The sequence below is a fragment of the Occallatibacter sp. FHG110214_02 genome, from assembly GCF_059115385.1.
Genome location: NZ_JBZYWK010000004.1, coordinates 211,379 through 224,281, shown reverse-complemented (window position 1 = coordinate 224,281; position 12,903 = coordinate 211,379). Strand labels below are relative to the sequence as shown.

The 12,903-nt window shown below is 57.0% G+C and carries 12 protein-coding genes and 1 tRNA gene; 5 read left to right on the top strand and 8 right to left on the bottom strand.

The annotated features are described in order from the left end of the window. Positions 1-32 precede the first annotated feature (32 nt). Complete coding sequence (locus AC5S3R_RS06010) at positions 33-779, bottom strand: succinate dehydrogenase cytochrome b subunit (RefSeq protein ID WP_494266104.1); 747 nt, start codon at positions 777-779, stop codon at positions 33-35. A 345-nt stretch (positions 780-1,124) separates the two neighbouring features. On the opposite strand from AC5S3R_RS06010, the gene AC5S3R_RS06005 reads away from it, so the two are divergent. Beyond that, complete coding sequence (locus tag AC5S3R_RS06005; RefSeq protein ID WP_494266103.1) at positions 1,125-1,259, top strand: hypothetical protein; 135 nt, start codon at positions 1,125-1,127, stop codon at positions 1,257-1,259. 7 nt (positions 1,260-1,266) lie between these two features. Here AC5S3R_RS06005 and rdgB read toward each other — a convergent pair whose 3' ends face one another. Then, positions 1,267-1,911: an RdgB/HAM1 family non-canonical purine NTP pyrophosphatase gene (gene rdgB / locus AC5S3R_RS06000; protein WP_494266102.1), complete on the bottom strand. Its 645-nt coding sequence runs from the start codon at positions 1,909-1,911 to the stop codon at positions 1,267-1,269. A gap of 80 nt (positions 1,912-1,991) precedes the next feature. Further along, complete coding sequence (locus AC5S3R_RS05995; protein WP_494266101.1) at positions 1,992-4,706, bottom strand: glycoside hydrolase family 3 protein; 2,715 nt, start codon at positions 4,704-4,706, stop codon at positions 1,992-1,994. 454 nt (positions 4,707-5,160) lie between these two features. On the opposite strand from AC5S3R_RS05995, the gene AC5S3R_RS05990 reads away from it, so the two are divergent. Further along, a complete protein-coding gene (locus AC5S3R_RS05990; RefSeq protein ID WP_494266100.1) occupies positions 5,161-5,805 on the top strand; it encodes an acyloxyacyl hydrolase in 645 nt (214 codons plus the stop codon). Here the strand turns inward: AC5S3R_RS05990 and AC5S3R_RS05985 are convergent. Continuing rightward, positions 5,802-6,431 carry an HAD family hydrolase gene (locus tag AC5S3R_RS05985; protein WP_494266099.1) on the bottom strand — a complete coding sequence of 210 codons (630 nt, stop codon included), beginning with the start codon at positions 6,429-6,431 and terminating at the stop codon, positions 5,802-5,804. The genes AC5S3R_RS05990 and AC5S3R_RS05985 overlap by 4 nt on opposite strands. Before the next feature lie 81 nt (positions 6,432-6,512). On the opposite strand from AC5S3R_RS05985, the gene AC5S3R_RS05980 reads away from it, so the two are divergent. Further along, on the top strand, positions 6,513-7,724 hold the full coding sequence (locus tag AC5S3R_RS05980) for a pyridoxal phosphate-dependent aminotransferase (RefSeq protein WP_494266098.1): 1,212 nt from the start codon (positions 6,513-6,515) through the stop codon (positions 7,722-7,724). Between the two features lie 68 nt (positions 7,725-7,792). Here the strand turns inward: AC5S3R_RS05980 and AC5S3R_RS05975 are convergent, their stop codons facing one another. Then, positions 7,793-8,422 carry an MBL fold metallo-hydrolase gene (locus tag AC5S3R_RS05975; protein ID WP_494266097.1) on the bottom strand — a complete coding sequence of 210 codons (630 nt, stop codon included), beginning with the start codon at positions 8,420-8,422 and terminating at the stop codon, positions 7,793-7,795. A gap of 105 nt (positions 8,423-8,527) precedes the next feature. After that, complete coding sequence (gene secG / locus AC5S3R_RS05970; RefSeq protein ID WP_494266096.1) at positions 8,528-8,824, bottom strand: preprotein translocase subunit SecG; 297 nt, start codon at positions 8,822-8,824, stop codon at positions 8,528-8,530. Between the two features lie 549 nt (positions 8,825-9,373). Between secG and AC5S3R_RS05965 the strand changes: the two genes are divergently transcribed. Further along, entirely contained in the window at positions 9,374-10,057 is a 684-nt protein-coding gene (locus tag AC5S3R_RS05965) for a hypothetical protein (RefSeq protein ID WP_494266095.1), read from the top strand. 34 nt (positions 10,058-10,091) lie between these two features. Then, the gene (locus AC5S3R_RS05960; RefSeq protein ID WP_494266094.1) at positions 10,092-11,012 is read left to right on the top strand and encodes a LysR family transcriptional regulator; all 921 of its coding nucleotides are present in this window, start codon (positions 10,092-10,094) and stop codon (positions 11,010-11,012) included. Positions 11,013-11,042: 30 nt separating this feature from the next. Here AC5S3R_RS05960 and AC5S3R_RS05955 read toward each other — a convergent pair. Both AC5S3R_RS05955 and AC5S3R_RS05950 read right to left on the bottom strand, forming a co-directional pair. Next, a tRNA-Leu gene (locus AC5S3R_RS05955) sits at positions 11,043-11,127 on the bottom strand. 84 nt (positions 11,128-11,211) lie between these two features. Next, complete coding sequence (locus tag AC5S3R_RS05950; RefSeq protein ID WP_494266093.1) at positions 11,212-12,900, bottom strand: hydroxymethylglutaryl-CoA lyase-like TIM-barrel protein; 1,689 nt, start codon at positions 12,898-12,900, stop codon at positions 11,212-11,214. Positions 12,901-12,903 lie beyond the last annotated feature (3 nt).

Here is a 12,903-nt window from a genome sequence, read left to right as displayed (position 1 = left end):
CTTGCGCTGTCAGATTTGCGCGAGGCCAGTTGTTACTGAATCCAGCCGGCGAGCACGGATACGGGAACCGAAATGAATCCCAGGAAAACAAGAACGGCGAGGACGCGCGAAAGAGCTCGCAGAGCTTTCGTGTTTTTGCGCGTGATGAGGCCCAGTGTCTGCAGCATGCTCCAGATGCCGTGGTCGAGATGCAGGCAGAGTGCGGCCATCGCAACAATGTAGAAAATCGCAACCGGGATGTTGTGGAATGCGGCAACAACATTCTGGTAGACCTGCAGATGCTGGAACTCGCCCTCGTGGAAGCCGACCAGCCCGCCGGTAAGGTGCAGCAGGTGGAAGATGACGAAGACCAGTAGGAGAATCCCACCCCAGCGCATGAGCAGGGCAGAGTAGGTGGTTTCGAGATTCTTCTTCTGGCCGTAGCCTACAGGGCGGGCGGAGATGCTGAGCTTGCTCAACTGTGCCGCCGCTACAACGTGCAGCACAACGCAGACCAGCAGCACGATGCGGACAATCCAGAGGAGCTGGCCGTATTCAAGCTCCGGCTGGCCAACTTCGCGGAGGAAGCGGGAATAGGCGTTGATGGTCTCGGCGCCGAGGAATATCTTCAGGTTTCCGAAGACATGACCGAGCACGAATCCAATAAGGACAATGCCCGTTACCGCCATCACAATTTTCTTTCCGATTACGGACTGCCATAAGGCCGCTATCGGATTTTTGGCGATCACGACTCGCTTAACGGAGCCATGAACCTGCGAAGTCTGCATGTCCGATTCCATCCTCCTGAGATTTCCTGCCAGAGCTGCCGGGAATCATGCTGGCGCTCTCGCCTCGATGCACGGAACTTCCTTGCTTAAGTGGAATCCTATGCGCTTGGTGTGAACGTGGCGGTAACTGTCGGTACTGCAGATAGCAGGCGGACGGCCTGGGACTGTGTACCGGATTGAAAGACAGGAAGTTACAGCAAATTACGCAAGCATTATTGGGAACCCAGCATATCATCGTCAAGCATGGGGGAATCCTAGTCTTGCAATGTGGTCAGGGCTGTGACGAATATCACCCTTTACGGAATCCCTACGGATTCTTTATCCTTTTAAAGGAAGCCGAATAGGGGCTTTACGGATATGGCGCTGAATATTGGACTGGTTGCGATGAAGGTGTTGGAGTGGACGTTTTTTGTGGGCCTGGCCGGGTGCGTGACCACGGTGTTGCTGAGCTGGATTTCGGTCTGGCGCGGCAGCATGACCGACAAGGAGTAGGCAGCCGCTAGCGGGGTTGTGCCTGCTGGATGTTCAGGGATGCCAGGAGAGCTTTGAGTGCTTTGCCGCGATGGCTGAGCCCGAGCTTGGTTTGAATGTCGATTTCGGCCATGGTCTGGCCGAGTTCTTCCAGATAAAAAAGAGGGTCGTAGCCGAAGCCTGCGGTTCCGCGTGGGGCTTCGAGGACTGTGCCTTCCACCGTGCCGTCGGCGGTGTGGAGGATTTCGCCGTTGCGTGCTGCGGCAAGGACGCAGCGGTATCGGGCGGTGCGTTTTTCCGGCAGTGTGCCGTTGAGCTTTTGCAGCAGAACGATGTTGTTCCAGACATCAGTGTTGTCGAGCGGTGCATCGGGCGAGTCGGTGAGGCCGGAATCGGAGGCAAAGCGGGCGGAGCGCACGCCGGGGGCTCCATTGAGGGCGTCTACTTCGAGGCCGGAGTCATCGGCCAGAACGATTTCCTCCGGCGCAAAGCGGGAGTAGTAGACCGCCTTGAGAATAGCGTTTTCGGCGAAGGTTGCGCCGGTTTCCTCCGGTGCGGGAATGGTGGCGAGAATGGTGAGCGGTTCAATCTCAACGCCAAAGGATTCTGCTGCTGTGTTGAAGTCGCGAAGTTTGCCCTGGTTGGTAGTGGCGGCGTAGAGAATCGGCGGCATGAATACAGGGTACAGGGTGCGGGGTGCAGGGTACAGACCAGAGGCGTTTGCTCAGTCTGTACCCCGCGTTCAGGTTCCTTCTAGTTGATGGTTTCGTGCAGACGCAAATCCCGTGAGGATGCGCCTACGCTGAGTTCACGCGCACCTGTCGGTTTCTTCCATGCCGTGTCTGCGGTGGACCAGTACTGGAGTTGGCGTTCGGCCACGTGAAGGGTTACGGTTTTGGATTCACCGGCGGCTAAGTGGATGCGGTCGAAGGCCACCAGTGAGCGGACAGAGAACTGTGCGCCCGCTGGCGGGTTGGCAGGTGCGCCGAGGTAGACCTGTGGGACTTCGTCCGAGTCCATGTTGCCGGTGTTCTTGATGCTTACGGTTACATCGAGGCCGTCTGAGGCTTTCACTACTTTCAGGTCAGAATATTCAAACGTGGTGTAGCTCAGGCCGTGGCCGAAGGCGAAGAGCGGTGCGATGTTTTCCTTGTCGAACCAGCGGTAGCCTATATTCACGCCTTCGCTGTAGGTCGTCTTCTTGTCTACGCCCTTTTCGGAACGTTCGGGATAGCGCGGGTCGGTTGCGGGATAGTCCTCAAGCCGCTTGCCCCAAGTTACGGGCAGGCGTCCGGCGGGGCTTACTTTTCCGAGGAGCAGGTTGGCAGTCGCCCATCCGCCTTCGTCACCGGGCCACCACATTTCCAGCACGGCTTTGACCTTGTCTATCCACGGCAGGGCGACGGGTTGGCTGGTGTTGAGCACAACAATGGTGTTCGGATTCACCGCTGCAACTTCTTCGATGAGCTTGTTCTGCTCACCGGGCAGGCCGAAGACAGGTTGCAGGCGCGTCCATGCAAAGACGATGGCTGTCTTTGCATTCTTTGCTGCGGTAATGGCAGTTTCGTGATCGGCTTTGCGCTCCTCGGGCGTGGACCAGTTGAGGCGAAGCTGCACGGGCGCATGCGAAGTATCAGGTGTGATCTTGATTTCGATAGCGTGCGGGCCATCGGTGAGTTGAATGGTGCGGCGCACGTTGTCGAGCTCATCAGGTGTGGGAACTACGTTGTCCTGATTGGCTTGCAGAATGTCGCCATGCACGCCGCCTTGCACTACGCCAGTTGCGCACAGTTTTTTGCCGTCAACCAAGAGAACTGCATTGGTGCCAAGAGCCTGCAGATAAATCCAATACTCGCCTGCGTGCGGTGGCGTGAGCGTGCCCTTCCAGGTGAGTGTGGAATCAGGCGGAAGTGAATTGCCGTTGTTTTTTGTGAAGTCGATTTTTGCATCAGTGCGGAAGTCGTTTTGCGCAATCATGCCGCCGCCGCGCAGCGTAGTGCGCACGAGACCGGGCTGACCATCGTGGCTCAGAAGATTTGCAGGGATCGTTGTTCCGGTGAAGTCGTCATCTAGCGCAATACGAATGTGGCCGTTGTCCGTGATTTTTCGCATCGCCGCAAGCGGACCAACTTCGCGCTCTGGCAAACCGACCGACCGCTCGCCGTTAATGCCGATGGAATCAATCTGTGCCGCGGTGGGACCGATCAACACAACGGAGTCAAGGTCAGCGGCCTTGAGCGGCAGCGCATGGCTTTCGTTCTTCAACAAGACTGCCGCATCTTCGCCAGTCTTCTCAATAATCTTCGCGTTCTCCTCAATCGACTGCGTGGTAACATCATGTTTCTGCTGTCCATCGAGGTAACCGAATTTTTCAATCTGCAGAAGCACACGCCTGGCTGCGCGAGTAATGGCCGCTTCATTCACGGTGCCGTCCTTGAGCGCATCGGCCATCTTCTTCGGGCTTTCCTTAAAGCCGAAATCGCCAATGTTCATGGGCTCGGGAGCAGGCTCTTCTGGAAGATGCCCGCCAAACATATCTGCAAGATTGTCCATGATGTTTGAGGGCGGAGGCGGCGGCACAGGCTTGAGATCAAAGAACGATGGCAGCGCCAGTATGGAGCCTTCGGCAGGCTCGCCGGGCATCTCCATATCGAGGCCAGAGTTGATGAAGCTCACGCCATGAACAGCGCCCCAGTCGGAAGTGACAAAGCCCTGAAAGCCTATCTGGTCGCGAAGAATTTTTATCAGCGTGGACTCGTTACCGCAGGCAAAACCGCCATTGATGCGGTTGTATGAGCACATGAGCGAAGAGACGCCCGCCTTGGATGCAGCGTCGAAGGGTGCTACGTAGATTTCATGCAGCGCTTGGTCATCGATGTAGGTGCTGGCTCCGTCGGAGTCGTAGCCGACATAGTGCTTAATCTGCGACATGACGTGCTGCGACTGGATGCCTTTCACTTCGCCAACTCCCATGACGGAAGTGAGGAAAGGGTCTTCGCCAAAGGTGTTATAGGCGCGGCTGAATTCGAGATCGCGGTCTATGTTGACGAAAGGCTGCAGTGCAACGTCAATTCCAAGGGCGCGCGCTTCGCGGCCGATGACGACGCCGTTTAGTTCGGCATCTTTTGCGCTGAAGGTTGCGGCAACGCCCATGGTTGCGGTTTCGCCCTGCGATGGGTGACGCGTGAGCACGCCAGGAGGTCCGTCAGCAAAGCGCAATCCGGGAATACCGAGACGCGGAATGCCGGCAAGATAACCGGCCTGCCCCTGGTAGACCTTCGGGTCTTCCTGCGTGCCGTGGATGAGTGTGAGTTTTTCCTTGAGCGTCATCTGCGAGAGCAGCTTGTCTACTTTCGCGTTGCCTGTAACGGTGGGAACGGATTGTGCGAGGGAAAGAGAAGCGGTGAGAAGTAGCGTAGCGAAGAAGGGAATGGTTGGGATTGATTTACGTGCTGGCCTTGAGTTCATGGTTCTCCCCGTGCGTGATATCGAGCCGCCGCATTGCCTGCATGGTTATTTTTCAAAAGAAATAGAGGGCAAGTGGGACGGTTACCGTTGAACGGCAAGCAGTCTAACACTCATAGCGAAGAACTGGCGCGTTAACTTTTGTAAGTCCTATACACAGCGCCGGGAGATTACAGAAAACGACGAAGTATTTATAATCGGGCTCAAGCGATTGAATCGATATCCGTATGTGTTCCCCAATTCTTGTGCGGCATCAGCAAGGTTGTAGTGCTTTTGAGTCTGTTGCCTTTCCAAAGCTTTTCAGATATCAATATGTTTCTTAACTCTGACCTCAACACAGCATAGATTTTTGTGTTGAATTCCGGGCAAGGGAGGGGGCATAAGCCCCATTATGCGTAGACTACGAGTAATTTTTTTCTCTATTCTCAGGCGCCGTAATTTATTGTTTGCACTTTCCATGTTGGTCTCGGCAGTTGCGGTTCCGTGTCAGCAGGAAGCGCAGGAGAATGCTGCGCCCAGTGCGCCGACCGCTGCGGCGGAGCCTGTACGGCAGGATAGCGAGATTGGCGTTACCGGGCTCGGCTCTTTCGGTCACTACCATATCTTTGCCAACTCATGGTGGAGCTATCTCGACTTGGCTCAGATTGAGTATGACCGCCACTCCTGGGGCTACAGGGCTGGCGCGCGAATGGATTATTCCGCATCCTTTGCTCCCGTGGTGCTGCTGCGGCAGCCAACGAAGACCGATGTGTGGGGAAATCCTAAAAGTAAGGACCATGAGCTTGTTTACGGCATGGGGATTGCCCCGATTGGATTGCGCATGACGTGGCGCAGCCAGAAGAATGTGAAGCCGTATTTCCTGATTCGCGGCGGCGCGCTCGCCTTTGATAAGAAGGCCGTGTCGCAGTATGCCTCTTACTTGAACTGGAGCCTGGAGATCGGGCTCGGCGCGCAGTTCAAGATTGCGCCGCGGTGGGATGCGCGCATAGGATTCAGCGATTACCATTTCTCGGACGCGTTCATGGTGCCGAGCAATCCGGGGCTGGACTCGATGACGTATACCGGCGGGCTTATGTACCACCTGAAGCCGAGGAACCGCTAAGGCAGCGGCAACTCGGCGTCAAGGCCTGCGGCAATTAAGTCTTCGCGTAGCTTGTCTGCGGTGGAGAAGGTGATGGCCTGCATGCCAACGGCGCGGGCTGCCGCGGTGTTCTCTGCACGGTCGTCAATGAAAAGCGTCTCTTCCGGCTGCAGCTTCAGCCCGTCCAGCGCCGCGTGATAGATGGCCGGGTTGGGCTTGATGATGCCAAGTTCGTAGCTCCAGATGAGCACGTCGAAGGTGTTAATCCAAGGGTGCTCAACGACGATGGACTCGCGCACGCTGTCGCCCATGTTGGAGAGAATGGCGCGCTTGAAGCCGCGTTGGCGTAGTTCTTCCTGCCATGCAACCATGCGCGGGTTCACGGTCGACCATACGCGGACGTCGATGCGGTTAAGCTCACGAACGGTTGAGTCGGGAAGGCTCAGCCCGGCGTCGTGGACGAACTTCTGCCAGTAGGCTAGGCCGCTGAGAATGCCGGCGTCGTAGTCGTGGCGGTCCTGCCAGTAGTAGCGCTCAAACTCTTCAAGGGGAAGGCCTGTGATGCGGACCAGTTCCGCATGGGATGCGGGGTCCTGGGGACCGGTGAGAACCATTCCATAGTCAAAGACAACTGCGCGCAGAGCCAAACGGAATCTCCCTGTGGCGCTTGAGGTATTTTGAAAAAGGCGCCTGCCTCTATTTTGCATGGCAGAGCCAGGGTGTGACCGATGAGATTTGCGAAACGGACAAACTGGAATACGGAAGAGAGCGAGTTGTCGCAGGCGCATCGCGAACGGCTTGCGGCAGGTTTGCCGGTGGCAGATCTTACGGCGTCGAACCCTACGCGATGTGGATTTGATTACGGCGTGGATTTGCTGACCGGGCTAGGCGATGAGCGCTCGCGGGACTATGACCCACACCCTCTGGGATTGCTGGAGGCGCGCAAGGCCGTCTGCGCCTATTACGCGGACCACGGTGCAACCGTTGAGCCGGAGCAGGTGGTGCTGACGACGAGCACCAGCGAAGCTTACAGCTATCTCTTCCGCTTGCTCTGCGACCCCGGAACGGATGTGCTGGTGCCGCAGCCGGGGTATCCGCTGTTCGATTTTCTGGCCGTGCTGGACGATGTAGGGCTGAAGAATGCTCCGCTGGTATATGACCACGGCTGGCAGATTGACCCCGAGGGCCTTCGGCGGGCGATTGGGCCTGCACACGAGTCCAAAGCGCGGGCAATTATGCTGGTTCACCCGAATAACCCGACCGGACACTTTACCAAGCCGTGGGAGGCGGAAGAGCTGGGCAAGCTGTGCCGCGAGTATGGGCTTTCCCTGATTGTGGACGAGGTTTTTCTGGATTACGCGCTGCCGAATGGATCGGAAGGGGCTCCGAAAAGCTTTGCCGCGGGGCTGGAGGGCGTGCCGGTTTTTGTAGTGAGCGGGCTGAGCAAGATTGCCGGGCTTCCGCAGATGAAATCCGGCTGGATTGTGGCGACCGGCCCGGCGAAGGAAGAAGCCATGGCCCGGCTGGAGGTAATCGCCGACACATTCCTGTCGATGAACGCCCCGGTGCAGCGGGCGCTGCCGCAGTGGCTTGCCGGGCGGCAGGGAATCCAGAGGCAGATTCGCCAGCGGGTGAGGGCAAACCTTGCGGAGCTGGACCGGCAGCTTGCCGGGCAGGAGATTGTCACGCGGCTTGTCGTGGAAGGCGGCTGGTATGCCGTGCTGCGAATTGCGGCCTTGCAGCCGGATGAGGTGACGGTGCGTGAGCTTCTGAACGAGGGAGTCTGGGTGCAGCCCGGATACTTTTTCGGCATGCCTTCAGCGGGCTGGCTGGTGCTAAGCCTGCTGACCGAAGAGGCGGAGTTCCGCATGGGAGTAACGGGCACCCTTAACTACTTAGGCAAGACTCAGGCTGGTTACAAAATCGGCGATGCGCTTTAGGTGTCTGTTTAGGAATTTCTTCTAATCAATTGATTCAAAATTAGTTGATTTTTGAGCCGTGCGGCGGGCTACTGTTGCAGAAATGGGTTCCTCTCGCGTTCGGTTCCGATGGTGGTTGGGAGTCCATGGCCGGGGAGGACCTTGGTGTCCTCGGGAAGCGTCAGCAATTTGGTGTGGATGGAGTCGATAATCTGCCTGCCGTTGCCGCCGGGCAGGTCGGTACGGCCAATACTGCCATAAAAGAGCGTATCCCCAGCGATAACCATTTTGAGCGGGGTAAAGTGCAGGCAGACGGAGCCCTGCGTGTGGCCGGGCGTGTGCAGAACCTGCGCGGGATAGGCGTCCAGGCCGACGGTCATGCCTTCGGTAAGGCTGGCGTCGGGCGGAGCCACTTCCGGCGTTTGGATGCCCAGCCAGCCGGCCTGCTGGTCCATCATTTTCAGCAGAGGCAGGTCGTTTTCGTTGAGCAGGATGGGTGCTCCGGTAAGACGCTTGAGCTTGACCGCGCCGCCAACGTGGTCAATATGGGCATGGGTGATGAGGATTTGCTTCAGCTTGAGTCCGCGCTCCGTGAGCAGGCGGTGGATGCGGCTGATTTCGTCACCGGGGTCAATGACGATAGCCTCGCCCGTCTGCTCATCGCCAAGAAGGGTACAGTTGCATTGCAGCGGGCCGACGGGGAAGGTTTCGAGAATCATTTCATGATTCTAAGGGACTAGGGACATAGAGACTAGGGACTAGCAAAAGCGAAAAGGCCGCGCAAAGCGCGGCCTTTCTGACAACTGAACCCTGATAACTGTTTTCTACTTCTTCACCGGAGTAGAGGTCTGCGTACCTTCCAGAACCGAGCGGCCATGGTTGGTGCGAACGTAGAGGACCGTCAGGCTGAGCGAGGTAATCATGAAGATGATGGCTGCCCAGGTGGTGAGGCGGGTGAAGATGTTTGCCGCGGCGCGGGGGCCAAAGGCTGTCTGCGAGCCCTGCCCACCGAAGGCGCCTGCGAGGTCTGCCGAGCGGCCCTGCTGAAGCAGAACTACGCCAATCAGGAAGAGGCTGACGATCACATGGACCGCAATGACAAAGTAGAGAAGAATCTGCATCGTGTACGACTGCTTTCTCTGGATTCGCCTGGGGGACCGGCTGGGGTAATTGGAGACGGGCCGCGAGGACGAACAAAATCTTGGTGCGAAGGGAATTATCCGCTAACACCTTTAGTCAATATAACATATTTGCTCAAGCTGCGTTGATTGATAAATAAAGCACTTAGCAGACACTTGATTTATCTGGAGCACGTTAATTGTGCCGTTGCATGCTGCTGCTTTCGGTACGATGTCGGCTCTATGACCCGGCAAGTGTTGAGGCAGCCAAAGGATATATTTTCTCGTTTCCAAAAAAGGACATGGGGCACCTAATGCTTGTGGTGGAATTGGCGTCCCTGAGACCTGGGCCACTCGCTGGGTCATTCGCCTATTGTGGTTGTCTTTATGCTTGACCGGATTTGCCTGCCATGTACTATTCCAAAGTGGAATGTTAAACACCTAATCTATTCAGTTTCTTCTCGATAGACATTCTCATCTAGATAGCACGACATCCTGCGCAGAGCAATAACGCTTGCGCAGGGGGAAGAATGCTGCTCTAGGAGATTGTCCATGTTCACCCGATTGATTTCTCGTTCTTTTTTTGCGACTTCAGGCTTGTCAGTGATGATGCTTTTTCTCCCTCAATCCAGTTTTTCGCAGCCGTCCTCTCATGAACTGCTTGTGGTTCCGGCAACCAAGCTGCCCGCGGAAATGAAGGTTGCGGGCGAGTCGATGAGTTTGCATGTGGCCAACTCTGATTCCTTATATCTCTATGTCGCAGAGGAGCACGGACGCGCACTGGCGATCTTCGACGTAACGGACCCTGCGAAGATTCATTTTCGGGGTATTTATCCGGTGAACGGCAAAGGGACGTTTGACTTCGTCCAACATGCAGGCCCCTCACTTGAACTCATCCGATATCGCACGGATGGTTCCTTCGCCTTGCTCGATCTTCGATACCCCAAAAAGCCAACCCTGCGAAGCCTGGGAGACGCTAACCTTAACTCCTATGTCATACCATCGGAACTGCAACCGGATGACTCGTTCTATCGAAAAGCTACTGTTTACCGGGTATTTGATTCATCGGGGAACTCAACCCCAATCGAGATCAAGGGTGTGTTCCAGTCATTGGTCGATTCAGGAAACTGGACGACGTACTTGCTCAGGGAAGACGGTGTTACGGTGATACGAAATCTCAAGGCTGAAGACAAGAGACGCGAGGAAGCTCCGATCTGGACCAGCACTATTGATTGATAATTCGAATGTTTCTTGTGAGTGAGCGCACGGAATGAATATTACCGATCTTGAATCTTTCGTTGTTGTGGTGGAAACGGGTTCCATTGTGGCCGCAGCGTCGAATTTGCATCTGACCCAGTCCGCCATCAGCAAGCGACTTCAGAACCTGGAAGATGCGCTCGGAGTATCGTTGTTGGACCGGCAAAAGCGTCCTATGCAACTCACTCCGGCGGGCAAGGCAACCTATACAGCCGCGAAGCCTGTACTCTGTTCGGTAGAAGGGCTAAGGTCTTCGCTCAATCATGACGGCGAGCCGTCGGGCGATTTTTCCTTCGGTGTTGCGAGAAGCCTTGGTGGGGATGCAATCGTAGAGCCCATCAAGGCGCTACGCACGCATTTTCCCTTGCTCCAATTGCATGCGTACTCTTTGTGGTCGGATGTTCTGATGGAGCGTGTCAGGTCGGGTAGTCTTGAGGCCGCCGTAGTTCTGCTTCCAGATGGTATCAGCCCGGATTCCGATATCGAGGGCGAATACCTTGGGAGACATAGTTCCGTTCTGGTTGCCGCACGTTCTATGCCGCTCCCGCGTAGGGCCAGGCTTCAAGACCTGCCAGAAAAGAGCTGGATTGTTGGGCAGAGAGGTTGCGCCATGCGTGCTTCTGTTGAATTTGCACTGGCAAAACAGAGGCTTTCTTTTGGCGTTGCAGTGGAAGTAGACGGCAAGGACCTGCAGATGGAGTTGGCGGCTGCGATACAGGGGGTCTGCGTCGTTCCGGAAAGGACATTCTTGAAGTCGCCTCACAGGAAGAATCTGCGAGTTATCCACCTCGAAGACTTCGAGCCGGCACAAGATCTGTGGCTCATCCAATCGAAGCATCTTGGGCATCTCACCAAGTGCGTCCATAATTTGCGTGAGATTATTCTGCAATTTACCGAGAAGCCGGCGCGGAACAAAAAAGAAGGGTCAGCGTAACAAGCTGACCCTTCTTTTTTGAAATGTTTGTGGTGCGGAGGACGGGACTTGAACCCGTATGGAGTTACCCGCTAGCACCTCAAGCTAGTGCGTCTGCCAATTTCGCCACCTCCGCAGGTGACTCTCTGAGTATATCAGAGATGCGGCCTTGGTGGGCGCTACCTGTGGCGCGAATTTTGCCTGTTAGTGGCCCATTCTGTCAGCGAGTTAGCGCCGCCTCGGCGGAGGGCCTTTCAGGGACTTTTGCGCCGGATTTCAGCAGCCAGTAGTGGAAGCCGTCGATGATGGCGTTAAGCGCGGCCTGGTTCATGTCGCTGCTGACGCCAGCGGTCATCCAAGGGTCTTCTTTGCGACCGCCGGGGCCATCTGCGGCAAAGCTGGTAGTTACACGTACGCGGGCAGCGGAGTCGTGCGCGGAAACGTCGATGGCCGTAATGCTGAATCGCCCTAGGCGCATCTGCTTCAACTCAGGGAAGTGCTTGTCCAGCTCCAGGCGCATGGCGCGGGTGAGGGCATCCACGGGGCCTTCGCCTTCGGCGCGGCTGGTGACAATGGTGTCTCCAATGCCGAGTGACATAAAGGCCTGCACAAAGCGGTTCCCGGCCTCGTCGGACTCGTCAAAGATTCGCCAGGTACGCACGGTGAACAAGTTGGGCAGTGTGCCGAGCGCCTTCATGCAGGCCAGCTTGAAGGAGACCTCGCTCGCGGTGAATCCGCCGCCGTCAATCATTGCGGTGTTGGCGTCGAGAAGCTGCTGGGCCTGTGCGGAGTTGAGCGGCACGCCAAGTTGCTCTGATAGCAGCAGAATATTGGCCTTGCCGGAGTGCGCGTTGACTCCAATAGCGGGCGTTGCGCCCACCTGTGCCGGGTCGCACCAGAGATACGCGCCGGGATTCTTGCGCTCGCTGGAGCCGTGCATTCCGGCCCATGTTCCGAAGGCTCCGTGACCCACGATGGGTGCGCCATGCGGCACGTCGAGCGAGAACGCGTCATAAGCGTTGTGCGCAAGGCTGGTGAGCCCGGTGAGCGAGGCGGCAGGAACGAACTCCGCTTCTCCGCGAAGCTGCATGCTGCCGATGACCGTGGTGAGGTTCACGTTGCCGCAGCGCTCGCCGGTGCCGAGGAGCGTGCCTTGCACCTGCACCGCTCCGGCAAGGACGGCAGCGCGTGCATTGGCTACGCCGAGACCGCGATCCGTGTGTCCGTGGAAGCCGAAGCTGGCGGCGGGATATTGCGCGACAAGCCCGGAGATAACTTCGGAGACCTCTTCCGGGCTGGAACCGCCGTTGGTGTCGCAGATAACGATGCGGCTGACACGCTGCTCCACGCACTGGTTGACGAGCGCGTGGAAGTGGTCAAGCGTCTGCAGCGCAAAGCCGGGCGTGGAGGCTGTGCCAAACTCCTGCCTCCCACAGGCGGCATCCATGGCGTGCTCCAAATCGACAAGCACTTCCAGCCCCTGGTCCTGCAGATACGCAATGGTCTCCCGCGCCATTAGCAGGTTTTCTTCCGGCGAAGTTTCCAGCGAGCGCTCCACGTCCAGCAGGCGCGATTTGACTACGATGACAGCGGCAGGAATGTGGTGCTTGCGCGTAGTGATGAACTCAAGATCTGGCCAGCTAGTCACCTTCACACCACGCCCGCGCGTGCGGCCAAAGAGCGCAAGCTTCATCGCGCCGGTATTGGCGTTGCGCAGCGAGTCAGAGAGCTGCGTGACAAAATGATTCGCGCCGGCAAAGCCAATCTCCGCGTAGTGAATGCCGAATGTGCCCATGCGTTCCAGCAGGTTGACCGCGCTGGGGACGGAGATTTCGAGATTCGGCTGTTGTAGGCCGTCGCGGAGGCTGGTGTCGAATACTTCCACTTTGCGAGTCGTGCTTGCGGTCATCTG